Below are 23425 nucleotides of genomic sequence, written 5' to 3' on the forward strand. Positions count from 1 at the left end.
GCGATGATTCTTCAGGCATTTAAAAAAAAAGAGTGGAAGGCACATCAAATATGAAGTGCCTTCCACTCTTTTTAAATGGTTAAACATTATTTTTATGCTCCTTCAGATATGAAGGAGGGAAGGTCATGTTTCCAAGGATGACATCGAAGTCAGCGCCGGTAGCCTTGGGGACGTTACTTGTATTACCATGGAAAGTCTCATTTGCAAGTAATGCAAAGGCTACCGCTTCTTTCGCTTCAGAAGAATATCCCAACTCTTCTTGAGTCAAAACTTGAATAGAATTTCCAAGCAGTGATTGAATCATAGTTAATAACGTTTTGTTATAGCTGCCACCGCCGCCAATAATCACTTCTTCAATATTGGTTTTTGGAAAGATGAAATTTCGATAGTTCTCCACAATCGACTTTGCTGTAAACATCGTTACTGTTGCTAAAATATCATGACTGGGAAGTGATTCAAACATCTTTAATAGTTTTACTACATATTGCTTGCCAAATAATTCCCTGCCCGTTGATTTTGGCGGAGGGCTCATAATATAGGGGTGGCTGAAAGTAGTAAGAATCCCGTTCTAAAAAACCCCCTTGCCTAATATGGAAAAGGGGGTTTTTTAGTAGAATATCATTTTTCAAGTTTGGGAGTTTTCCACCCCGAAAAGGAAAGGTACAAATAACCATCCGGGACTTTCATTATTTCGCTAAACTTTCTGTCAATCGATTTTCTTTCCATATGACTGTAATGCCAAGGCCAATGACGATAATGACAGCAGCGAAAAGATAAGGGTAGTGGATGTTTACATCAAAAAGCAATCCTCCCATGGATGGCCCGGCGATATTCCCTAAGCTCGTATAGGTGGAGTTCATTCCAGCAACGAATCCTTGTTCTTTCCCGGCAGCTTTTGATAAAAATGTCGTCAATGCCGGACGAAGCAGGTCAAATGCAAGGAATATGAAGCAAGTTACCACTAGTACTGCCAAAAAGCTAGAAATCATAGTGGATGCTACCGCAAAAATGGCACCAACGATTAAACATAATTGGATAAGTTTCTTTTCACCGAGAATATCTACCAGCTTTCCAAACATAAATACCTGTACAACAACTCCGAAAATAGAGCTTATTGTAATGATAATGGCAATATCCTTCGGCGTGAAGCCGAATTTATGATCAGAGAATAGGCTAAACACCGTTTCATAGGCTGATAAGCCAAAAGCGAGTACAAATACAATGATGAACGCAATAAAGTAAAGCGGATTTAGTGATTTTTTTAAATCGTCCATAAAGTTTGTATGCTTTGTATTAGCAGAAACCTTTGCAAGCTCTTCCTTTGTCATCGGCTCTTTTAAAATGAATATCGATGAAAGGCATGCTAAAAAAGCAATGGCCGCCGCAAGGAAGAAGGGCAAGCGTATACCATATTCTGCAACAAAGCCACCGATCCCGGGTCCTATTATAAAGCCCAAGCTAATGGCGGCTGAAATATAGCCCATTGCTTTTGGCCTTTCCTGAACGGATGTAATATCTGCAACATATGCCGTAACACCTGGCATGATGAAGGCAGCACTGATTCCCCCAAGGATTCTTGATAAATAGAATACGGATACGTTCGTCCCTACACCGAAGATAAGTTCTGAAACACCAAAAAGGAATAAGCCGATGATGATGATTTTCTTTCTGCCGTAACGGTCAACCCAACGACCTGCGAATGGTGACATAACAAGCTGTGAAACAGCAAATACGGCAACCAGATAGCCCATCGTACTTCCTGATAAATGCATGATATTCATAAATGACGGCATAACGGGGATGATGAGTCCAATTCCCAGAAAAGCAATGAATATATTGCTTAGAAGAATAATTAATACTGCCTTTTGTTCTTTAATTGGTTTATTCATGTTTTAACACCACTTTCTTTGTGAATCATTCTTGCGAAATACCTCTCCAAAAGACTTTCCAAGAGGCTGCTAATTTATCCTTCAGCCGTTTCTCATCATTACCGTATACAAGCTCAAGCAAAATGGAATCCACAACTCCCAAGAAAGCATAGGTTGGCGTTATGGCTTCATCTTCGACGATTAATTTGGCTTTGATCCAATCATGGAATTTACATTCAAGAATCGCCTGCACTTTTTCCTCGATATCTATCACTTCCTGCCCGATTTCTTTTTCAAGATGCGCTGGCGGAAAAAAGGACATACGCAGCCAAAACTTTATATGCTCATTTTCTTGGAAAAGATCGATGACCAATTGTAGGAATCCATATAAATCATTTTCAGGATTTTTTGAATCAACTTTACTGAAATATTGGAGTTTCGAAGATAGCTCCGTTTCTTTCGCATCACGTAAAACGTGCAGAAAAAGATCATCCTTGCCTTTAAAATGAGCATAAATGGATTGCTTTTTCATGCCAACTTCTTCAGCTATTTGAGAAAGCGACGCTCCTTCATAACCATGAATCGTAAAATATTTTAGAGCGGCGTCCTTAATTTCATTACTTTTCAATAATATCACCTCATAATTTAACGAACGTTCGTCAGTTATAATAGCAAATTAAATAAATTTATGCAAGCGAATTTGTTTATTAAAAGGTATTATGCCCAGAAATTACTCATAATTAGGCGATATATTTTGAGAAGGACAATATTGTTTTATACAGCAATGGATAAGCACTCAAGGCTTTTTACAAAATTCCCGCATATAATTCTTTAGGGATAATAAAGAGACAGGTGGGATGAAGGTGGATACGTATGACATTAGAAAGGTGATTCAATACTATTACACAAAAATACAAGAAACGAATCATCCTTATTATTGGTACTGTTTGGCTGAGACTCAAAGCAGGGCCGGGTTAACAAGTGAAGCAATGCAAACGATTGATAACGCCTTGTCGTTTCCACACCCTTATCCTTCAAGACAGGAACTGCAAGACATGCAACTGATCCTCCAAACTGTTTTTACAAGGGAAATGAACTCCAACAGACCAGTCATAGTGACCTCAAAGCAAGGCGATATTGATGGGGACGGGATAAAGGACAATGTTTTTCTAACCGCAAACAAAACCCCTGATAGCCCCTTTTGGAGGGATATAACTTTGGTTATCCAAAATGGGAGGACTCATCAATATCAACAAGTTTCCATGAAAAATAACGCAGGATATAATCCAACCATTTTTCTTGGGGATTTTACAGGTAATAAGGGGGATGACATTTTAGTGGTCATTGATACAGGAGGAAGCGGTGGTTCGATTTATGCGTATGTTTTTGCATATCTTAACGGTCAACTCATGACCATTTTTAATTCAGATACATTCAATGAAACCTATAAATACGATGTGAATTATGAAAACCATTACAAGGCAAAGGTGAACAGTACTTACCTAAAAGAAAGGTACATTCTTGACCTTACTTATAAGGATAAGGACTATTTAGCTGAAATATATAACAAGGATGGTGTACTGAAGGCGCCGATAGAAGGATGGGTCAATCCTTTATCTGGTTTATATCCGGTTGATTACAATAGGGATGGCATATATGAGCTTGAAGCATATCAGAGGATTGCAGGGAGATACAATGCCGACTCACTGGGATTTGTACAGACCGTATTGAAATGGAACGGGCTGGCTTTTGCTCCTGACAGGCAGAATGTGGCTATTTTTGGAGGGGAAATATAGCATAATGGAAGGTTCATGAACAAGGTACGGGCAAAATCTTCGCCCTAATGAAACCGGAAAATATTCTTGGCAATGGTTCAGCTGACTGTGTGCATTTATGATAATTGTACCGGTTTAATAGGACGAGATGGTTTCTTTCCTTCATCTAAGATTAAACAAATTTTTTTAAAGGGGAGTATCAATAATTGGAGCTATTAGTAGGCAATGCCTACACGTGATTTTAAATAATCGCTACTTTTTATTTGGCTGAATGCAAATTCAGCTGTATCCGGCACGGATATTTCAAGCCCATCCTCCGGCAAAAAGTCACCTTCTACACGATATGTACCAACACTTTCTCCATCGGGCAGGTACGTAGGACAGACAATCGTCCATTGAAGTGTTGATTGTTTAAGCATATCGTAAACTTTATGATGTTCTTTCGCTGCGCGGGTAGACCTTCGCTTTGATTCACTAGACTGATAACGCAGAGTATTTGGGGCTGTTCTGCTTTGCAGGATTCCTGCTGTTCCAATGGTTATAATTCGTTGTATTCCTTCGTTTTCCATTGCTTCGATAATCAGGGGCATACTTGCGGATAAAGTGGTTGTCCCATCGGTATTCAGTGCACTAATAACAACATCAACCCCATGCATGGCACGAACGATATCAGTTTTATTTAATACATTACCTTGAATAATGGTTAAATGGGCATTGCTTATTCCCATCTTCTCTGGAGTGCGTACTAAAACTGTAACATGATGCTTATCATGCAGACTATTAGTAACTAATTGACCCCCAACCCGTCCAGTTGCACCCAAAATTAAAATATTCATTGAAACGAACCTCCTTTTGAGAATCCAATCATTCGACTAACATTATATCGTCATTTTCAACTAATGACATCATAATTCAGAGTCTTGCTGTTAAGGAAACTGTACGTTGATTAAAATAAAAAATGGGCCGCTCAAAAACTTAATGAGGGGCCCAATTGAATTAGTATAACAACATTTCTTAAACAAGACATTAGCGACCAGAATTTCTCAATATTCCTGTTCTTTTTTCGATTTTAGAAAAGAATCAACTGAGTCATCCAATAATTTCTCCCGATTAGGATCTTCATTAACATCTGTATCCACTTCCACCACTTCGTTTAATCGACTAACCTGACTTTTTTGTTGAGCTGGATTATTTTTTTTGTACGGCATATAAACTCCTTCTTGAACAGATATTTTTCTTTAGTATGAACAAATGATTCAATATGAAATCCAATAATGTGTAAGATTATGTCCATTGAAATAAGGGACAAAGTACAAGTACAGCAGCCAGGAAACGAGGCGACCCAGGGGAATTAAAACAGACCAGCTCCAGCTATTTCATGAAAGAGTGGGCTTACTTGAAAGAGAGGTTGTTGTTGCAACCTTTTTTCTTATGTTTCAAAAGGGGCAGGCAGTTAATGAAAGTACCGATAGTTGACTCAATTGATAAAATTGGAGAAGTGTTCATTACAGGTGAGGTAGACTAACCTGAAGAGCCACAGGAATATCATTAACGAAAAGGGCGCTTGAATTTAATAAAAAAAGAAGAGCACATATTAGACGTGACTAATATGTGCTCTTCTTTTTAGGAATTTATAATGTTTTAGGTCTTGAAATCTAATGCTTTAAACCATGTTCTGAAGGTATATTGAATAAGGAAGTATAAATTAAAGATACCCATTTAATACTGTGCCAAAAAGATCGAATTCAGGATCTTTTGACGGAGTTATTGGAGGGGCTTCGGATCGCCCTTTTGAAGAGTTGAAAACAGGCTTACCTTCAACTGGCTCTACAGAGTTTTCGTCATTCTTTTTATGCAATGGGTTATCGATCATACCCAAATCAACTCCTTTTAATAAGATTAACGAATGGTAAGTTATTAATTCCCTAAAGATATTGATATTGATTTTATGCTGAAAAATATTGCGATGACTGGGATTCGTTGAAATGAACGGGTAAAACTTGTAACCAATCGTTTATTGCTGGATGCATAATGATTATCTTATGTTCAAAAAAAAGATTGGTACCGATTCTTTAAGTGTAATGAAATTCCAAGCAGGATCATTATCGAAATCTGTACATTATTTTTTTGTGCATCGCCCTTCTTAGTAGCAAAAGGGTTGAAAATCCATCCCTACGATACACATTGTTACTGGATACTCAAGCGATTGGACAAGTTCTATTCCTATTGACTAAGAAGATTAAAGTGGAGTGAGAATCCTTTGCTTGTTAACAAAGTAAGCCCACTCAGAAAATCCAATTTCCTTTAGTCTTTTTTGAACTTGTTCAAATTCATCGCAAATACGCTCAGGTGTATGTGAATCAGATCCAAATGTTACCTTCACATTATAGAAAAGAGCTCGTTCTAGTATGTCATCTGCTGGATACCACCCGCCGCAATCTTTTGTTTTACCAGAGGTATTGATTTCAATGGCGATATCTTCTTGACTAATGATTTTTAATGTCTTTTCAATACTGTCTGTTTCAATGGATGAAAAGGCTGGATAAAACCCTTTCATTGCATCAATATGGCCTAAGATTTGAAACACTCCGCATTTGGCTGATTTCTGGATTAAATCATAGTATTCATCCTTTATTCTTGACTGTTCTTTAGAGGTCAAACCATTCCAACGCCCTCTTTTAAAAATGCTAATATCTTGAACATAATGAACAGATCCAATGATGTAGTCAAAAGGGTGTAAAAGATATTGATCACGGTAGACTTCAATGTGTTCAGGGAAGAAATCACTTTCCATTCCTAATAACAAGTGAATTTTGCCTGCATATTTCTCTTTTAAGCGAAGTACTTCTTCAATATAGGGGACAAGTTCACTTTTTGCCATTGCAATAGTGGGGTAGAGGTGGTCATCTTCGCTGTAGAAATATGGAGAATGATCAGAAATCCCAATATATTGCAACCCGTACTCAATGGCTTGCTTTACATAGTCCTCAATTGTGCCGATAGCATGTCCACAGCGTTGATGGTGAGTGTGCAGATCAAATTTTATTGAATTCGTCATTTCCTTAGGCCTCCTAAAATGAATCAGATATTCTTGTTTTATCATATCCAAAAATCACACTCTTTCCCACGAATTGAAAGAAGATTTATACCTTCAATAAAAATGCCCCTCGAAAACAAATTTCTTAAAAGACATTAGTATATATGTTGAATTCCCTAGACAAACTAAAATGATTAATTAAGTTAATGAGAAAGGGAAGATATAGAATGACAAAGGTATTGTACATCACCGCTCATCCTCATGATGACAAGCAATCTTACAGTATGGCCGTTGGAAAAGCATTTCTTGACACGTATAAAGAAGTAAATCCTAGCCATGAAGTTGTGAATATTGACCTTTATAAAGAAAATATTCCTGAAATTGATGTGGATGTTTTCAGTGGTTGGGGGAAACTTCAATCTGGAAAGGGTTTTGAAGAACTCTCGTCGGAAGAGAAAGCAAAAGTTAGTCGACTTTCAGAGTTATGTGAGCAATTTATAGCGGCGGATAAATATATATTTGTAACGCCTTTATGGAATTTCTCGTTTCCGCCAGTAATGAAGGCATATATTGATTCCGTTGCAGTTGCAGGTAAATCATTTAAATACACCGAACAAGGCCCAGTTGGTCTTTTAACTGATAAGAAAGCCTTGCATATTCAAGCTCGTGGTGGAATTTATTCAGAAGGACCAGCAGCTGAACTGGAAATGGGTCACCGATATCTAAATATCATTATGCAATTCTTCGGAGTGCCTTCCTTTGAAGGTTTATTCGTTGAAGGACATGCAGCAATGCCTGATAAAGCACAAGAGATAAAAGAAAATGCAATAGCACGAGCAAAAGATTTAGCTTCTACTTTTTAAATCAAAGGGCCAACAATTTGTTGGCTCTTTTTTTGTCATAATGAAATGGATATATGTGGAATAATGCTTACTTCACCAATCATGCGTATTTCTCTAATAAAGGAATATGTTTTTTTATTTAGTCTAATAGTGGTTATAGGGGGTAAATTGTAATAGAAATAGCTGAAAGTGAGGGAAGTAGCTAAAAAAGCCCATAAGGGTACCTTGATTAACTAAATTGACTAGTTTAGAAATAATTTAAAGTTATCAAGTTAGGCGTTCAAATTGCCGGAGAATCTCATGCATATCAACATAAGATTTTTTCTCGATGATATTACCAGATGTAACTGGTAAAAGTACCACAAGTGAAAATTTAACGTATTTTCCCGTAGCAGGGATACTTTATTAGTCTAACTGTTGTATAAAAACTCAGAAAAATATAAACTGTATTTAAATTAGAGTTTTTATTATTTACAAAATATAATTTGGGAAACTATTAAAACATCTATTTCGAAGCATTAAATTTATTAAGAAAAGAGTGAGATTAATAATGAAAGACATTAAAAATATCTATTGTGTAGGTCGAAACTATGCCTTGCATGCAAAAGAGTTGAATAATGAAATCCCAACTTCCCCTTTTTTATTTTCAAAACCGACTCATTCGCTTGTGGAAGCTAATGGACAGTCCATCACGTTGCCGAGTAATCAGGGTTCCGTTCATTTTGAAACTGAACTTGTTATACATATCGCAAAACAGTACGAATCAGGAATGAAAGTAGATGAAATAGTAGATGCCATGGCCATTGGGTTGGATTTAACACTTAGAGATGTTCAATCACAGTTAAAACAAAAACAGCATCCTTGGCTTTTGGCTAAAGGATTCAAAAATTCAGCAGTTGTTAGTGATTTTATTCCGTTTCCAGGTGTCGAAGCATGTGAACAATCAGATTTTTCCCTTTTAAAAAATGATGAGCGTGTACAAGTCGGAAATATTAAGGACTTACTTTTTGATTTGCAAACCATTATAGAATTTACAGCGGAGCATTTTGGGCTTGGAAAAGGAGATATAATTTTTACCGGTACTCCAAGCGGCGTCGGTCCTCTTTCAGATCAAGACAAGCTTTCACTTAACTGGGGTGGAACTGAAATAGGATCCTGTTCAGTTACAATGCGTTAAATAAAAGCAGTCATATGACTGTTTTTTTTTATGGAATAAATCAATCTTAGACAAAAAGAAGAAACTCGTCTAAAATGAGAAGAACCATATAACAGATATGGAAACGGCCGATATGGCACGCACTTTTTCAAATGAATTTGACCATCGAATTCCAGCTTTGAAGTATTTTATAACTACTTATGAAAATCAATTAAATGCCATATTTTAATTATATAGGATAGAACAGGGTGGAATGCATGAAAAACAACCAAGAAAAGAAGTACTTAGATAATTGGCTATCTCTTACTAGTATTCAAATGAGCATTACGAATGAGTTGGAAAGTGCTTTGCAAAAAAATCATAACCTGTCGTTAAAAGAGTTTTACGTTCTTTACTTTTTATCGAAAACAAGCGATAAACAATTGAGGCTGCAACAATTACAGGAGATGGTAGGATTAAGCCAAAGTGCTATATCAAGGCTGGTAGGCAGGCTAGAAGCAAAAAGCTGCGGCGTATTACAAAGGCATATATGTGAAGATGATCGTAGAGGTATCTACACGCGTTTAACTACAGTAGGAGAAGAAAAACTACAAATTTCCTTACATACTGTTCACGAAATTCTGCACTCTGCTCTTTCAAAAGGAAACCTTCAAGTGGAATTACAATCATTAATCCAAAAATTATAATAGGGGTTCATATATCTATTACGTAATAAGGGAAGTCGGTTATTTCTATATATCTTGGATAGGAATATCCCTTTAGCCCAGTAAGGTAATTAAAATCGGATCTGTTGAGAAAAAGAGAGTTGTTTATCCGAAGTTGAATGTAAGCGCATGCATTAAAGGGGATAAAAGGGGTTTGTTTGACCAGCGAGGATAAATTAGAGGCAATGGCTATAAAGTAATGGGAAAATCGGGAATTTAAACCATTTCAAAATAGCTAGCCCCTTGCATTTTTTTGAGTGAAAATTAAACTCTCTCTCAATGCTTCGTCGTACAGTTGCTGGATTTCACCTAAATAAACAATAATCTATAATATTCGCCTCCCTTTATACCCTGTTCCTCAAATAAGTATCTTTCTTTCACATGTCCCTTTTTTTCGCTGAGAAGAGTGATACACCATTCCACCGCATTCAATCGATGGTTTATCAAAGGCTAATTCGATAAGAACCAAATTTCACTTATGTTTAATAGCCCTTCATCAACAATGCATTATACAACCATCTTTCAATGGGTGACCCTAACTTGCTGTATTCGGTCAGTGGAACATCCTTTGGTTCATCACCTATTTCATGAAAAGTAAAGTCCAATCGTTCAACACCACCAGCTTCAGAACAAGGATGATGTACTCCATTATCATATGCAGATCACCTACTGCGATAAAATCAATTGAAACCAATTTCATTTTTCGACGTAATACTATCAGGGATAATTAAGAAATCTCATGAAATCCAAAAAGATTCCTTGTTCTTTCTTATTACACCCCATTTTACATATAGAAACTAATAGAGGTTTTACGAAGGGAAGAGGAAGCATGTTCAAAAAAATATTAGCAAGCTTAGGAAAAGGGGCAGCAAGTGTAGATTTACAATATGATAATCGTAATTATCAAGCTGGAGAAAGCGTCCAAGGGGAGGTAGTCATTCAAGGTGGTGAAGTGGAACAGAAAATCAATCAATTGACTATCCGGTTGATGATGAATGTGGTATTAAAACAAGGAAGCGTTTCTAAGGAAGTGGCCCATATACCATTAGTTAATCGAGATTGTATTCACCCCAAAGAGCGTAAGGTCATTCCGTTTCATTACGTTCTACCTACGAATATACCTATTTCAAGAGGAACTGTCTCATACTATCTGGATACACATCTTGATATTGAGGGCGGAGTTGATCGTAAAGATGTAGACCGGCTGGTCATCCAATCCCAGAAATCCATCTCATCCATTTTTAATGCAATGTCTCAATTAGGTTTTCGCGAGACAGCAAACTCGGGTAAACTCGACCAATATGGACAGGAATTTGCTTTTTTTCCCACTCAACAATTCATGGGACAGGTAAATGAAGTTGAAATGAGGTTTGCCAATGAAGAATCAGGTATCCGGGTCTGGATGGAAGTTGACTGTAAAAGCGGCTATAAGGAAATTGAAGCAAAACGTGAGTTTTATTTAAATCAGGATGTTCTCGAGCATGAAGCCGATCTTCATAAACTACTTGGAAAATATATATCGGAAGCAATGGATCAACCTTATGCTTTTACACAGCCGTTCTCTTATTCCACAAACCATCATCATGGTCGCGCTTCCCAATTAGGAAACGCTATACCTGGAATGGTTGGTGGATTAGCAGTAGGTGTTTTAGGGTCGATGTTATTTACTGAGATAATGGATGGTTTTGATGTTGGGGAAATGTTTGAAGAAGCAGCAGAAGATTTTGATGGAGGATTTGATTCATTTTTTGATAGTGAGGATGGGGAATCCTAAGTAAGCCATTAGATAGTCCTGTATCAACCAATATTATTAGTTTGTTTATTTTGTAGAAAAGAAATAGTACCCACTAATCATTACTTAGGTAAGGATTGGTAGTCAAGCGTTATTTACTTTGATCAGTAAGTAACGCTTGTTTTAATGTTGTTTTGCCAGGAGGGCACATTTAATAGTGCAACGTGCTTCTTTTTGCATATGCTCCGATTTTCCTCTAAACCGTAGTTTTTTTGCCTATTAATACTCCTATATTAAGACAGGTTTTATCAACAGTCTGAAATTTCCATTCTTCACCGTAGTAAAGCGTTCATCTCCTGAATATAACCCTTCGGTTTTTGATTTAGCGTGAAAAAAATGAATAAACAATCATATAAAGCCAATTCTATATACAAGAATGATAAAAAGGAGATTACATCGTGAAGCCATATGAAATAAAGAATATGATTATTGATGACGAGTTTGATGGTGAAGAATCGGTTACAGCTGATTTTACTCACAATGGTAAAGATTATAGCATTACTTTAAAAAAAGAAGATCTTGAAATAATTAATACATGGGTTTTTGAGGATGGTTCATCTCTTCCAGCAAATTTATCAGGTACAATCATTGAATCGATAAGGGAAGATATTAAAAAGAAAATCTAGTCATTTGCACTAGATCTTTTTTGTGGTCATTTTCTTAATCGAATAAAAAATTAGCCTTGTTTATTATTGATGAAAAAAGATAATGAAGAATGATTGCTTGTGGTGCAATACCAATAAGAGTGAAATAAGCATTATATAACTAAAATGTTTACTTCAGAAAACTATCGTGGACAAGGAATCTTAACTGTTTTGTTAACTAAATTAGTCGATTTATCAAAAGGTAATTGGGAAATATGACTTAATGAACAAGAGACAAGCCCTTAATTGATGAAAAAAGGGCTTTTTCGTAGTTAATTACCTAAAAGATCCATTAAGGTAACTAACTAAAGTTTCTCTTGAGGATCTTTAATGTTAAAAATACGATGCGAAAGTTAATTCACTGGTATTTTTTTAAAACGATTGCTGCATTATGTCCTCCAAAACCAAATGAATTGGATAGACCAGTACTTATTTCCACCTTACGGGCAATACCCGGTACATAATCTAAATCACATAATGAATCAGGCTTTTCTAAGTTGATGGTTGGAGGAATAATTCCTTCTTGTAAACTTTTTGCCAAAGCAATTGCTTCCACGCCTCCGGCTGCTCCTAACATGTGACCAAGCATAGATTTATTAGCTGTTATTGGGATTTGATAAGCTTTTGATTCAAATAGTTTTTTTATTGCTAGTGTCTCAGAACGATCTCCAACTTCTGTACTTGTTGCATGAGCGCTAATGACATCAATCTCTTCAGGAGAAATTTTTGCGTTTTTCAAAGCCATTTTCATTGCAAGATAGGCTCCTTTACCTTCTGGGTGTGTAGCTACCATATGATAGGCATCAGAACTTGCACCATACCCAATAACTTCTGCATAAATTTTTGCATCTCTACGTAAAGCATGGGACAAAGATTCCAAGATTAAAATTCCTGCTCCTTCTGACATGACAAATCCATCTCGATTTACATCAAAAGGACGGCTAGCTTTAGTTGGATTATCGTTTCTCGTTGATAATGCTGTAGCATTGCCAAAACTAGCTAAAGATAAATCTGTTATAGCTGCCTCTGCTCCTCCTGCAAAAACGGCATCAGCTTCTCCAAAGCGAATAAGTCTGAATGCTTCACCGATAGCTGTATTACCGATCGCACAAGCAGAAACAGGTGACATAGTAGGCCCCATTGCGTTCCATTTGATACTAATTTGGGCTGCAGCAGCATTAGAAATCATGGCTGGTACCAGGGTTGGACTGACTCTTCTTGGACCTTTCTCTCGAAGGGTATCCACATTATCAATCAATGTTTCAATTCCTCCTATCCCCGAACCAACATATACGCCAAGTCTTTCCAGATTGATATCATCCATATCTAATTTAGAATCAGTCCAAGCTTGTTCGGCAGCAGCCAAAGCAAATTGAGAAAAGCGATCTAGACGGCGGGCTTCATTTTTTCCTAAAGTATCATCTGCATTAAAATCACGAATAATTCCTGCAATTTTTGCTTTATGGTTGCTTACGTCAAATGTATCAATAGAGGAAATGCCTGACTTACCTTCAGTCAGATTTCTCCAAAATTTTTCTACGTTGTTTCCAATAGGAGAGACTACTCCCATTCCGGTAATAACGACTCTTTCCATTTTTCATCACCCCAAATGAATAGTATACTTGTATTATACTTTGGCGTTATCCTATTACAAGTGAGCGTTTATCCTGGTATAATAACTACCCGGTTAAATTGTTATGTTGGAGGACTTAGAAATGAATGATAAAACCAGACTTGAAGCTTTGTCTTCATTTTTGAAAACGAAGCGATCCCAAATTAAGCCTGAATCTATAGGTATACCTGCTGGTACACGGAGAAGAACACCTGGCTTACGAAGAGAAGAAGTTGCACATTTGGCGGGAGTCAGTACTACTTGGTATACGTGGCTAGAGCAAGGTCGGGATATAAAGGTCTCTACAAGCGTATTGGATTGCATATCTACAGCTCTGCAATTAAATAATGATGAACGAGAGTATCTATATGATTTAGCTTTAGAAGTGAAATCATCCATTATTCATCAAAAGAAGGATCAGCCAAAACTTAGTGCTTCTTTGGAGAGAATTTTAGCTGAGTTAACGTATTGCCCTACTATCATTACAGATCGACATTGTCATATTGTAGGGTGGAATAATGCTGCTTCTCATGTATTTTTAGATTTTGAACAACTCCCGGACGACCAACGAAATTTGATCCATCTAATATTTACAAGAAAAGAATTAAAAGCATTAGCTGTGAATTGGGAGCATTTTGTTAAAGGATTTCTGGCCATTTTTCGTGCCTATTATGGTCACTACTTAGGGGATGAGTGGTATAACTTATTTATTAAAGAAATGAGTGATTCTCACCCGGAATTTCAATCTTTATGGCAAGAAAGTCAAGTGAGCAAAGCTCCAGAAATGATGATTGAATTTAGACATGCTAAAGCCGGAAAGATGCTGTTTAATTTAACTTCTCTCCAAGTCCAGGGGGACATGGACTTAAGGTGCAGTATCTATACACCAGTAGAGGGAACAGCTACAGAAGATAAATTAAAACGATTAATGAAGAAAATCTCCATTGAAAGTTCATAAATAGCATATTCACTGCCATTTATAGATAGATTATCAGGGTCACACCTTACCCAAACTGATCAACAATTAGTAAAGCCCTTTTTGCCTATTAATTTATAGGACTAATTTTATCATCCAGCCTTAAATTCGCAATCTTCGCCGAAGTAAAGCAGTCATTTCATGCTTTTCCGGGATAATGCAAATTGGGTAATAAAAACTTGAATTTCAATACTCTGATTAAATCTTCCGCTACATTTTCCTCGTTGATATATCAATGTTTATAGAGGGAGGTTAGCAGCAGAGGGATTTAAAACACAATCATACTTAGATTCTGTTTTGAAAAAAATTGAGATAGGACTGGAAGGGCTTTTGTAATCTCTCAGAAATACAAATAATATTCTGGATTGTTTGGCGGCAAAAAGGAAAGAGGCAAACATATTTTTCAACAATTTTATGGGGATATATGGATATGTAAAAAGGTACACTTTAAACTGAGTGCACCTTTTTGTTTGATGATTTATATATTTCTCTGTTCATATTCACACTTTCTTTACTTGAGAGGGGTTTGAGGTTAGAAGCTGATAACTTCTCTATTACCTTATCCCGTAGGTATGGGGCTTTTTCTTTATTAGCTTTTTCCAATGCTTTTGTTAGTTCTGTGCTGTATGCAGGAGTTCCTGGCTGTTGTCTCCACGAATCACTTAAAGGACCACTATCTACTGTGTCGAAGCCTAGCTGGTTTACTTCAAAAACTAGGGTTGATGCAGCAGTCTTTTTTATGGAACTAAGGGGAATCTTCCCTATGTGTAGTGTGACAATTTTGTTCATTAATTCCTTTGAATTTCAGAATTTTCTGGTTGGATATCTCCTATATTTCTCTCTTCGACTACCATGCGCAATCCACGCTTCGGTCTGAGTGTAATAGACGGCAGTGGCTTTACTTCATGATGGTCAGGCGCCAGCCTGATCCGATATCGTTGAGCAATGCATGCTAGGACAAGCACAGCTTCCATCACTGCAAAATGATTACCGATACAAACTCTCGGACCTCCGCCAAATGGAAAGTAAGCGAACGGAGGTAGGGTTTTCATAAAGTTGTTTTCAAATCGCTCAGGTTTAAAGGAATCTGGATTATCAAAATACTCAGGCTTGTGGTGCATCACATACTGACTTAACAGGATCATATCGCCTTTCTTAAAAAGATACCCTCCAATTACCACATCCTCCGCCACTTCCCGTTGTATGATATAGGCAGGTGGGTATATGCGCATTGATTCATGGATAACATTTTGTGTGTATGTTAATTTCATAAAATCGCCAGGTGTTAGATTACGGTTGCCGATTACGCTATCTATTTCATTGAAAAGTTTAGTTTCCACATCAGGGTTTTGGGAAAGCAAGTATAAAGTCCAGGAAAGCACGTTTGCTGTTGTTTCGTGACCGGCAAGGAAGATGGTCATTAACTCATCACGAATCTGCTTGTCTGTCATAGCTAAGCCATCCTCATCATCTCGAGCATCCATTAGAATCCCAAGCATATCCTCATGTCTCTCTGCCTCTGTCCTGCGTTTTTCAATTAAGCTATAAATCATCTTATCAAGTCTCTGTTTCGCCATTTTATATTCACGGTTGTTTTTAGTTGGAACCCATAATGGCATTTGAAGTGTTCGCATTCTTTTAACGGCAACTCTCATGAGGGCTTCTATAGGTTCTCCGAGGATGCCATATCCTTCTTTGAGTCTCATGCTGAACATGGTCTTGCTGATAATACCCAGTGCAAGGCTCATCATATCCTTCGTAATAATCCTTTCTTCTCTGTTTTTCCAAGTGGAAATATAGTCCATTGTTATATCAATCATATCCTGACCATAATTGCTAATATGAGACTTTTTGAAAGCGGGTTGAATAAGCCTTCTTTGGCGCATGTGAATTTCTTTTTCACTTGTAAGAAGGCCTTCTCCGATTACTGGTTTTAAAGCAGAGAAGTCCTTTGATTTCAAGAAGGATTTGTTTTTTGTTACAAGTACCTGCTTAATTAAATCTGAATTTGAAATAAGGTAAACATTATGGAAAGGTCCAAAACGTATTTTTGCAACTTCTCCATATTCATTTGCTAATCGGGTAAGAAAGCCAAGTGTATCTGAAATAAACTCCTTTGAATGGCCAGTAATGAATTTTCCTTTTGGTCCTAGAGAATCTTTTGAAAAATCTGTGTCACTCACTGGTTTGTTTCCTCCATTTCGGTATTATTACTTGTATTCATTCTATGAGGAAAGTATTGATTGGTTTGGACAGGTTGTTAATATGAAGACCAACAAATACAATATTTTTAAAAGATAGTTAATCAATTTGAATTCAATGTGTTTATGAATTTGTAAAGGCACCCATCCATGGTTGTCACTTTCTTTTACTAATGAAAGCAGGAATGTATGGAAACAATCTGAATGCCTTTGCTATCTTTCAAAAACTTAAATACGGAAGTTTTAAACCAAGTGGTACCATTTTGTTATTTCTGACTTTATCGGTCGCTCAAACCGATTATTGAAATCGGATTTAAAAATGATGGCTGATTCGGGTATGATCTCAATCCAGTCCCATACTGCTACACATCCAGATTTGACGGAAATAGAAAATTATGAATATGAACTGAAAGGGTTAAAAGATAATAATCAAAAAATAACAGGCAAACCAGTTATTGCTCTTGCGTATCCATAAGGAAATTTTAATGACAAAGTCGTAGCAGAAACGAAGAAATATTATTTGTTTGGACCTACGACAACTCCTGAACTATTTTCTAAGAAGGGCATTAAAGATGAGCTTTATCTGTTACCACGAATTTATATCAAGTATTCAACTACTCTTGATGACTTTGCAAAGATGGTTGAAGGCGGTTCCTATACCAGGTAATCGCTTTTTCTTTTATAACCAAGGGAAAAGTACTTAATATTGTTTATAAGCAATTGGGTACGGAAAACAAGAAAAACATCATATATAATTCAAAAGTTTAAGGAGATAGATACTAAACTAATTGGGTGATTTATGATTGAAGTTCTTTAAAAACAATGGAGTTGATGAATACAACCTTCGTGTGTCACCAAGTAACAAGCAAGCAATAGCTTTTTATTAAAAAAAGCAATGCTTGAACTTAAATCTGAGTTAGGTGTGAAAGTAGTTAGAATGAAGGGTACAATTTAACTTTCACTCTTTTCAACTAGCGGGTGCGTTAGCTTTAGGTCAAAGCTGTCTTTAAGGCAGCATTCTTATGGAACCAAGAAGGATTTAATCCAGTTTCATATTTAAATAATGTATTTTATGCACTCAGAATTACAATATAAACGGGTCCGGATAGCTTAGCGGAATGGTACGCATAATTCCTCAAAACAGTATGGCTATTTATAGATTTCCAAAAATACATTTGAATTAAAATAAAAGGTGCCTCTACTGAGTGCACCTTTTATTATTTTGGCTGTTTTCGCATACTTTGTTGCTATTTACTGCTATTTACCAAGTAGTGCGGTGTGGTTGATTTCCCCTCCAGATGCTGGCTTTCCGCGGGGCGGGCGGTGAGCCTCCTCGGCATAAACGCCTGTGGGGTCTCAACGGTCCCGCTGCACCCGCAGGAGTCTCGCACTTCCGCTCCAATCAAACTTACATCGTTTTGTTTTAAAAACAACAATCTTTACGAAAAGAGCCATTATTTTTAATTTCTCTGGTATTGGGGTAACGTTTGTCTTAATTAATCTACTTGCTCTCCAAACTTCTTTCCGAATTCTTCCATCAAATCAATAATAGGAATGAATTCCTCTCCTTTTGAGGTCAACGAATATTCAACACGAGGAGGAACCTCTGGATATACCGGATTCCCTTAAAAACGATGCAGGGTTTGTTCTGAATGTCGCTCAGGCGCACAGTAAGTTTGCTAAAGATATACAAGAAGGAACATCCCTAACAACTAGTTTTGCGGATGCAGTAAAACTTCATCAGCTTCTTGATGCAGTGGAAAAAGCAGCACAAACTGGAGAACGCCAACATTTATAAAACCTCTAAGGATTTAAGGGAGAAAATGACCGCTATTTTTGGAAGGGGCGGCCCTTTCCTTTTATGAAAGAAAGGATTATTACAACCTTACCAAGGGGACAGGTATGAGTTAAGGCGCGGATTTATGCTGAGTTTCCATAATCGCATAGGCACATATATATGCTGATTTTTATTCAAAAGGAGTAAATCCAATGATTTCAACAATGCATGAACAAAGTTTAAGATTATTTATATTAGATTTCGTTCACGTTTACAGCATGGCAATCCTACTGATAGTCTTAACAATATGACAGAGGTTGTTAGGTTAACCGAACAATTGGGTTACACCAGATACTGGTATACTAAGATACCACAATACTACTAGTCAAATCAGTACATCTCCTGATTTATTAAGTGTACATGCAGCTTCACAAACTAAAAATATACGTGTAGGTTCTGGAGGGATTATGTTACCTAGCCCACTTAATGTCGTAGGGAACTTTACACTCTTGAAGCTTTACATCCTGGTAGGGTAATATAATGTGTTAGGTTTCTTAATATAAGTTGACACCGATACATAAAAATTGTAATGAAGATAAAACAAAAAAATCCCAACAATTAAGTTGGGATGAATTTTAACTGGTGAGTTGTGTTAATTAGAATATGGCGTCACGCATTTTATGTGTTTCTGTTTTTTTTTATATTTCGGGCATATCGTTTTTTTGTTGAGTAAAGAAGCCTTTTTTGATGAATATATTTTTCCCAATTACTGTTCGTGTGGCAGATGCTGATCAAGAATCTTTCCTTGTACTTTTAATATTTCATTTTATTTAGAAACATAAGCTACTTCTTTATATTTTCTAATGCTCTATAAGCATTTGCTTCTCCTGAACCAAATAAAGCATCTTGTCCATTCTTTCCATAGTCAAGAGCTGTTTGCTTAATACGTGCTGTTACTTGTGCAGGTTTATACTCCGGATGAGCTGCCTTAATAACTCCTGCAATTCCAGCTACTTGAGGAGTGGCCATAGAAGTGCCAGCATTAAATTCATATGAAGTACCTAAATAGGTAGGCCAAGTACTTAGGATTAAGTTACTTGGATCAGCCGCCGCAGGATCATTGGTTTCTGCATATTTAGGCCCGTAATCTCCTCCAGGAGCTGCCACGTCAATAGCACTGTTTCCATAATTAGAGTAGAAAGCAAGCTGTTGGGTGGACCATTTTGTGGAGGCAGACACATTAATAACTCCTGGCATCTGTGCTGGAACCACAGTTGCAGGCCCTTTCACGCTCATCCCATATGGTTCATACATTTTATTTAAAAATTCGTTTACTTCCTTCTTGTCATCTAAATTTAAACTTTCATTACCACTGCCGGCTACTACAGTTACTCCATTCTTTACTGCATATTGAATGGCTCTCTTCCAAAGTAACGTTTCAGCGACTGATTTATAACTTTCTCCCTCAATTGTCATTTTGGTATTATTATAGAACCGAAGAGACATATTAATAACATCTACCTTGTCATTTGTTGCTGCAATTATTCCATCTATAATCCAAGTTGGCAATCCAAGGGCTTGTTCTGAGTATAAAACGCGATAGGATCGGATTCCTAAATCTGGTCCTACTCCGTTTACTTTACCATTTGCCCCAATGATTCCGGCAACGTGAGTACCGTGCCCATTGCGATCTTTTATATCAGTAGGATCACCTGTTTCAGATTCATCCATTCCAGCAGGAACAAGATTACGTCCACCTATAATATTATTCTTTAAGTCAGGATGAGACTCATCAATTCCAGTATCAATCACTCCCACCACTGCTTTATGAGTAATACTGCCATCTTTATTTTTATATCCGCCTGTTTCTAAATCATATGATTTCCCGCCGTTGGTCACCCTTTGAATATCCCATTGGGAGTCCCAATAACTCTCTGAATTTTGCTGGCTGATGATACTAGACTCATAGCTATAAGGGCTGACTGCTGTTTTGTTTAAGGTTAGGGGAATTTCTCTGTTTGCAGCTTCAATTGAAGAATTATTTTTTAGGTTTTTAAGAAAAGAAGGCTCGTCAGATTGAGCTTCTATTCCTCCAACTTCGGGAAGAACTTTGGTTACTTTACCACCAGCTTTCCGTATTACCTCTTGATAATTCTCTGGTAATCCACTTTTAAAAGCTATTGCGTAAGTGTCATTCATCTCCTGATTTTGACTCTTAGCTTGGATAGGAACACCACCAACGGATAGTATCCCTGCTCCTACTGCAATCGAAAGTACCGTATGTAGAATTTTCTTTTTCATATGTCTCCTCCTATATATGGAAAATATTCATCATTTACTATCTTAATATACAACAACTCAAATTCCAAGTTTTCCTAATAATTCTCATATTATTGAAATTGTCAGCTATTTTTCTTATGGAATTATCGGATCAAGATAGTTCCATAAGATTATTGATCAAACGAATTTACAATAGAATGATTGATTTACGTGAAAAGGATGAGAAAAATTAAACTTTTCCTCTTTTGCATTAATCCTTATTGCATTATTTATTTCAACTCTACAATAAATCTTAATGAACTCCCTCAGTTTAATAGATAATGCTCACGAATAACGATCATGTCCCTGTTAGACATAAGGACTCGAAGTTTTTCTATGGATTCTGGGCTATGATAAATCAATGTATAATAGCCATTTTTCACTACATCAGCGATGACGAGAGCGTCCTTTTTATCGCTCTTAGATTGGGTATTATCTCGGTTCTCTTTATTCCTTTTAACAAGGTGCGGATTTACGGTAACAACTTCAACGTTTTGTTCAAATAACCATTTTGATAGATTCAACCAGTAATGACCGGTAGGTTCCATGCCCACGATGGCAGTGTCTAAACGGTTTATTCGTTTAAGTTCTTTGATCCAACTTAGAAATTTAGTAAAACCCTCATCGTTATTTTCAAAGGTTAGAGGATGACCGACCACAATTCCTCGATAGTTAACTGCTCGAGCAACATGAAATTGTTGTGCAATATCAATTCCTACAACAAGATGACGATTCGTGATTCTTTCAATTAGTTGTTTTTGTTTGTTTTGCATTTTAAAATTCATAGTAGAGCTTCCTCCTTAAGATGAGTTTTGGTTTGTGTGTACTCTCATCATACTGAGGAGCTCTGTTTTTTTCAAAGCCGATATTCAACGCTCTACAGGAATGCTAACGGGCCATTTAATGGAATAAAGCTAAATGATAAGATTGATACTATAAGAGTAAAACGAACTAAATGAATCAGGACCATATCTATTTATAAACTATAAATTTTTTTATACCATAAGGATTATTTTCTAATTTGTATTATACATAATTTAGTAATACAATACGATTTGTTAGGAATATTACTAATAACACGCTAGGAGGAAAAAATAATGAAAAAACATATATTAATGGTCGTAACAACGGCTGATAAAATGAACGAGGAACATAAAACGGGTCTTTGGCTATCTGAATTTGGCGAAGCATACGCTGAATTTGACAAGGCAGGATTTGAGATTACAGTTGCAAGTCCTCTTGGCGGTACCAATTGATGAGAGAAGTTTACAAGGAGATGTACTTTCCGACTTTAACATTAATGCTAAAGAAATTGACCTGATGGCTGATCGAGCAATGGTTGCCGAAACGATCGGCAGTTACGTCCCGTTAAAGAGAGACGATGTAAAAGAAATCTTAAGAAACTCTCTATAAATTAGGATTGTATGTTTGGAAACATAGTAAAAAATCTGGATAAAAGGAAGGTCATCATGGCTTCAATTACGATTAATGCGATTTTAAAAGCAAAACAAGGAAAAGAACAAGTTCTTCGGGAAGAATTAGAAAAAGTGATCCAACCTTCACGTGCCGAAAAAGGGTGTATTGAATATACGCTACATGAATCGCTGGAAGATAAGGGAGTATTCGTATTTTATGAAACATGGAAAGACGAAGAATCACTTAAGCTCCATATGGAATCGAATCATTATCAGGAATATCGACAAAACATAGCTCCTTTACTTGATACACGTGAAGTCTATCGCTTACAAAAGATCTTTCAATAAAGTAATTTGAGCACCGTTCAACAAATGAGCGGTGCTTCATTCTTTTCTACGATGCTGTCATACTGAGATTTATGGAAAAAAGGGATTTAATACCAAAAAAATGTATGGCCGACATGCCAATCTCGAGTAAAGAAATCATGAACGAAAAAGGATGATGTAAAAAGACATTACACAGCAGTAATTGAAAAAGCTAAAAATTTAACATCTCAATTATTATGAATAAAAGATTTCTCCATCTTTTATTCTCAAAAGATAAAAAACCAAGCAATTTTTTGTTTCTTTTTTTAAGAATGGGTACAATATATATGTAAATTCGATAAAAAGGATGATTATCATGACGCGTAAAACGACAGAACAAACAATTTCCGTTCAACAAGCTATTGAATCACGGCACAGTATTCGTAAATTCATACAGCAACCTATAGACGAACAAGATCTTCAAAATATTTTTAAACTTGTACGACTATCCCCTAGTGCATGGAACCTTCAACCATGGCGTTTTCATGTGGTAACAGATGATAATCTGAAGAATAAACTTGAAGAAGCTGCTTATGGACAAAAACAGGTTACATCAGCCCCAGCGGTAATTGTGGTAACTAGTGATATGGAAGATATACTTGCAAATATTGGAGATACTGTTCATCCAGGTCTTTCTGGGGAGCAAAAAGAAGAAGAAGTAGCCAATTTATCAGCATTCTTTAATAGTATGAGTGTTGAACAACGCGGCCAATGGGGTTTAACTCAAACGAACATTGCATTTGGTATCCTCATGTTAGCTGTTCAAGGGTATGGGTATTCAAGTAATCCGATGCTTGGATTCGACCAAGACAAGGTAAGGGAATTATTAGAACTTCCTAAACATGTGCAATTCGCAGGAATCCTTCCTATAGGAAAACCTGATAGTGAAGGCTATCCTCATCATCGATTTGATTTGAACAAGATTGTTAAATTTCATTAAC

At 36.6% G+C, this 23425-nt stretch carries 21 protein-coding genes and 5 pseudogenes; 13 read left to right on the plus strand and 13 right to left on the minus strand.

Annotation, left to right across the window (positions count from 1 at the left end):
- Positions 1–79: 79 nt before the first annotated feature.
- The 3 genes and pseudogenes from ACFVS1_RS06475 to ACFVS1_RS06485 all read right to left on the minus strand — a co-directional run.
- Positions 80–547, minus strand: a pseudogene (locus ACFVS1_RS06475) (anhydro-N-acetylmuramic acid kinase); the annotation flags it as partial.
- Positions 548–686: 139 nt separating this feature from the next.
- Positions 687–1889, minus strand: a complete 1203-nt coding sequence (locus tag ACFVS1_RS06480; protein WP_352920601.1) for an MFS transporter — start codon at positions 1887–1889, stop codon at positions 687–689.
- 25 nt (positions 1890–1914) lie between these two features.
- Entirely contained in the window at positions 1915–2496 is a 582-nt protein-coding gene (locus ACFVS1_RS06485) for a TetR/AcrR family transcriptional regulator (protein ID WP_352920603.1), read from the minus strand.
- 427 nt (positions 2497–2923) lie between these two features.
- Between ACFVS1_RS06485 and ACFVS1_RS06490 the strand changes: the two genes are divergently transcribed.
- Positions 2924–3664, plus strand: a complete 741-nt coding sequence (locus ACFVS1_RS06490) for a VCBS repeat-containing protein (RefSeq protein ID WP_387549218.1) — start codon at positions 2924–2926, stop codon at positions 3662–3664.
- Positions 3665–3858: 194 nt separating this feature from the next.
- On the opposite strand, the gene ACFVS1_RS06495 is transcribed toward ACFVS1_RS06490, so the two are convergent.
- The 4 genes from ACFVS1_RS06495 to ACFVS1_RS06510 all read right to left on the minus strand — a co-directional run bounded on the left by ACFVS1_RS06495 (position 3859) and on the right by ACFVS1_RS06510 (position 6701).
- Positions 3859–4479: an NAD(P)-dependent oxidoreductase gene (locus tag ACFVS1_RS06495; RefSeq protein WP_352920604.1), complete on the minus strand. Its 621-nt coding sequence runs from the start codon at positions 4477–4479 to the stop codon at positions 3859–3861.
- A 207-nt stretch (positions 4480–4686) separates the two neighbouring features.
- On the minus strand, positions 4687–4851 hold the full coding sequence (locus tag ACFVS1_RS06500) for a hypothetical protein (RefSeq protein WP_387545811.1): 165 nt from the start codon (positions 4849–4851) through the stop codon (positions 4687–4689).
- 497 nt (positions 4852–5348) lie between these two features.
- On the minus strand, positions 5349–5522 hold the full coding sequence (locus ACFVS1_RS06505; RefSeq protein WP_387545813.1) for a hypothetical protein: 174 nt from the start codon (positions 5520–5522) through the stop codon (positions 5349–5351).
- A 360-nt stretch (positions 5523–5882) separates the two neighbouring features.
- A complete protein-coding gene (locus tag ACFVS1_RS06510) occupies positions 5883–6701 on the minus strand; it encodes a histidinol-phosphatase (protein WP_352920610.1) in 819 nt (272 codons plus the stop codon).
- Positions 6702–6907: 206 nt separating this feature from the next.
- Between ACFVS1_RS06510 and ACFVS1_RS06515 the strand changes: the two genes are divergently transcribed.
- From ACFVS1_RS06515 to ACFVS1_RS06540, 6 genes are all read left to right on the plus strand, one after another.
- Positions 6908–7543: an FMN-dependent NADH-azoreductase gene (locus tag ACFVS1_RS06515; RefSeq protein ID WP_352920612.1), complete on the plus strand. Its 636-nt coding sequence runs from the start codon at positions 6908–6910 to the stop codon at positions 7541–7543.
- Between the two features lie 529 nt (positions 7544–8072).
- A complete protein-coding gene (locus tag ACFVS1_RS06520; RefSeq protein ID WP_387545816.1) occupies positions 8073–8699 on the plus strand; it encodes a fumarylacetoacetate hydrolase family protein in 627 nt (208 codons plus the stop codon).
- Between the two features lie 236 nt (positions 8700–8935).
- On the plus strand, positions 8936–9364 hold the full coding sequence (locus ACFVS1_RS06525) for a MarR family winged helix-turn-helix transcriptional regulator (protein WP_352920615.1): 429 nt from the start codon (positions 8936–8938) through the stop codon (positions 9362–9364).
- A gap of 847 nt (positions 9365–10211) precedes the next feature.
- Positions 10212–11156, plus strand: a complete 945-nt coding sequence (locus tag ACFVS1_RS06530; protein WP_387545818.1) for a sporulation protein — start codon at positions 10212–10214, stop codon at positions 11154–11156.
- A gap of 416 nt (positions 11157–11572) precedes the next feature.
- Positions 11573–11800 (plus strand): hypothetical protein, encoded by a 228-nt coding sequence (locus ACFVS1_RS06535; protein ID WP_352920619.1) that lies wholly within the window; start codon positions 11573–11575, stop codon positions 11798–11800.
- Positions 11801–11935: 135 nt separating this feature from the next.
- Complete coding sequence (locus ACFVS1_RS06540; protein ID WP_387549220.1) at positions 11936–12037, plus strand: hypothetical protein; 102 nt, start codon at positions 11936–11938, stop codon at positions 12035–12037.
- A gap of 139 nt (positions 12038–12176) precedes the next feature.
- On the opposite strand, the gene fabF is transcribed toward ACFVS1_RS06540, so the two are convergent.
- Positions 12177–13412 (minus strand): beta-ketoacyl-ACP synthase II, encoded by a 1236-nt coding sequence (gene fabF, locus ACFVS1_RS06545; RefSeq protein WP_387545820.1) that lies wholly within the window; start codon positions 13410–13412, stop codon positions 12177–12179.
- A gap of 121 nt (positions 13413–13533) precedes the next feature.
- Here fabF and ACFVS1_RS06550 point away from each other — a divergent pair, with 121 nt between their 5' ends.
- Complete coding sequence (locus tag ACFVS1_RS06550; RefSeq protein ID WP_387545823.1) at positions 13534–14388, plus strand: helix-turn-helix transcriptional regulator; 855 nt, start codon at positions 13534–13536, stop codon at positions 14386–14388.
- Positions 14389–14853: 465 nt separating this feature from the next.
- Here the strand turns inward: ACFVS1_RS06550 and ACFVS1_RS06555 are convergent.
- Positions 14854–15108: pseudogene (locus ACFVS1_RS06555) on the minus strand (3-hydroxyisobutyrate dehydrogenase); the annotation flags it as partial.
- An 86-nt stretch (positions 15109–15194) separates the two neighbouring features.
- A complete protein-coding gene (locus ACFVS1_RS06560; protein ID WP_352920624.1) occupies positions 15195–16589 on the minus strand; it encodes a cytochrome P450 in 1395 nt (464 codons plus the stop codon).
- Positions 16590–16929: 340 nt separating this feature from the next.
- Here ACFVS1_RS06560 and ACFVS1_RS06565 point away from each other — a divergent pair, with 340 nt between their 5' ends.
- A complete protein-coding gene (locus tag ACFVS1_RS06565) occupies positions 16930–17082 on the plus strand; it encodes a polysaccharide deacetylase family protein (RefSeq protein WP_387545826.1) in 153 nt (50 codons plus the stop codon).
- A gap of 1021 nt (positions 17083–18103) precedes the next feature.
- Here ACFVS1_RS06565 and ACFVS1_RS06570 read toward each other — a convergent pair.
- Positions 18104–18223, minus strand: a pseudogene (locus ACFVS1_RS06570) (winged helix-turn-helix transcriptional regulator); the annotation flags it as partial.
- Here ACFVS1_RS06570 and ACFVS1_RS06575 point away from each other — a divergent pair.
- Entirely contained in the window at positions 18178–18405 is a 228-nt protein-coding gene (locus tag ACFVS1_RS06575) for a hypothetical protein (RefSeq protein ID WP_352920628.1), read from the plus strand. The pseudogene ACFVS1_RS06570 and the gene ACFVS1_RS06575 sit on opposite strands and share 46 nt — an antisense overlap.
- Positions 18406–19227: 822 nt before the next feature.
- On the opposite strand, the gene ACFVS1_RS06580 is transcribed toward ACFVS1_RS06575, so the two are convergent.
- A complete protein-coding gene (locus tag ACFVS1_RS06580; protein ID WP_352920630.1) occupies positions 19228–20685 on the minus strand; it encodes a S8 family serine peptidase in 1458 nt (485 codons plus the stop codon).
- A gap of 305 nt (positions 20686–20990) precedes the next feature.
- A pseudogene (locus ACFVS1_RS06585) lies at positions 20991–21488 on the minus strand (IS110 family transposase); the annotation flags it as partial.
- A gap of 312 nt (positions 21489–21800) precedes the next feature.
- Here ACFVS1_RS06585 and ACFVS1_RS06590 point away from each other — a divergent pair.
- The 3 genes and pseudogenes from ACFVS1_RS06590 to ACFVS1_RS06600 form a co-directional block, all read left to right on the plus strand.
- Positions 21801–21996 (plus strand): annotated as a pseudogene (locus ACFVS1_RS06590) (type 1 glutamine amidotransferase domain-containing protein); the annotation flags it as partial.
- A 176-nt stretch (positions 21997–22172) separates the two neighbouring features.
- Positions 22173–22466, plus strand: a complete 294-nt coding sequence (locus tag ACFVS1_RS06595) for a putative quinol monooxygenase (protein ID WP_352920631.1) — start codon at positions 22173–22175, stop codon at positions 22464–22466.
- 334 nt (positions 22467–22800) lie between these two features.
- The gene (locus ACFVS1_RS06600; RefSeq protein WP_387545831.1) at positions 22801–23424 is read left to right on the plus strand and encodes a nitroreductase family protein; all 624 of its coding nucleotides are present in this window, start codon (positions 22801–22803) and stop codon (positions 23422–23424) included.
- The last annotated feature ends 1 nt before the right edge of the window (position 23425 follow it).

The organism is Peribacillus sp. NPDC058075, assembly GCF_042885195.1.
In the GTDB taxonomy this organism is placed as follows: domain Bacteria; phylum Bacillota; class Bacilli; order Bacillales; family DSM-1321; genus Peribacillus.

Coding starts and splice junctions, on each gene's coding strand:
- ACFVS1_RS06565 (WP_387545826.1), top strand. CDS start 16,930: ATGGCTGATTCGGGTATGATCTCAATCCAGTCCCATACTGCTACACAT.
- ACFVS1_RS06495 (WP_352920604.1), bottom strand. CDS start 4,479: ATGAATATTTTAATTTTGGGTGCAACTGGACGGGTTGGGGGTCAATTA.
- ACFVS1_RS06480 (WP_352920601.1), bottom strand. CDS start 1,889: ATGAATAAACCAATTAAAGAACAAAAGGCAGTATTAATTATTCTTCTA.
- ACFVS1_RS06490 (WP_387549218.1), top strand. CDS start 2,924: ATGCAACTGATCCTCCAAACTGTTTTTACAAGGGAAATGAACTCCAAC.
- ACFVS1_RS06515 (WP_352920612.1), top strand. CDS start 6,908: ATGACAAAGGTATTGTACATCACCGCTCATCCTCATGATGACAAGCAA.
- ACFVS1_RS06530 (WP_387545818.1), top strand. CDS start 10,212: ATGTTCAAAAAAATATTAGCAAGCTTAGGAAAAGGGGCAGCAAGTGTA.
- ACFVS1_RS06520 (WP_387545816.1), top strand. CDS start 8,073: ATGAAAGACATTAAAAATATCTATTGTGTAGGTCGAAACTATGCCTTG.
- ACFVS1_RS06500 (WP_387545811.1), bottom strand. CDS start 4,851: ATGCCGTACAAAAAAAATAATCCAGCTCAACAAAAAAGTCAGGTTAGT.
- ACFVS1_RS06550 (WP_387545823.1), top strand. CDS start 13,534: ATGAATGATAAAACCAGACTTGAAGCTTTGTCTTCATTTTTGAAAACG.
- ACFVS1_RS06580 (WP_352920630.1), bottom strand. CDS start 20,685: ATGAAAAAGAAAATTCTACATACGGTACTTTCGATTGCAGTAGGAGCA.
- fabF (WP_387545820.1), bottom strand. CDS start 13,412: ATGGAAAGAGTCGTTATTACCGGAATGGGAGTAGTCTCTCCTATTGGA.
- ACFVS1_RS06600 (WP_387545831.1), top strand. CDS start 22,801: ATGACGCGTAAAACGACAGAACAAACAATTTCCGTTCAACAAGCTATT.
- ACFVS1_RS06595 (WP_352920631.1), top strand. CDS start 22,173: ATGGCTTCAATTACGATTAATGCGATTTTAAAAGCAAAACAAGGAAAA.
- ACFVS1_RS06525 (WP_352920615.1), top strand. CDS start 8,936: ATGAAAAACAACCAAGAAAAGAAGTACTTAGATAATTGGCTATCTCTT.
- ACFVS1_RS06510 (WP_352920610.1), bottom strand. CDS start 6,701: ATGACGAATTCAATAAAATTTGATCTGCACACTCACCATCAACGCTGT.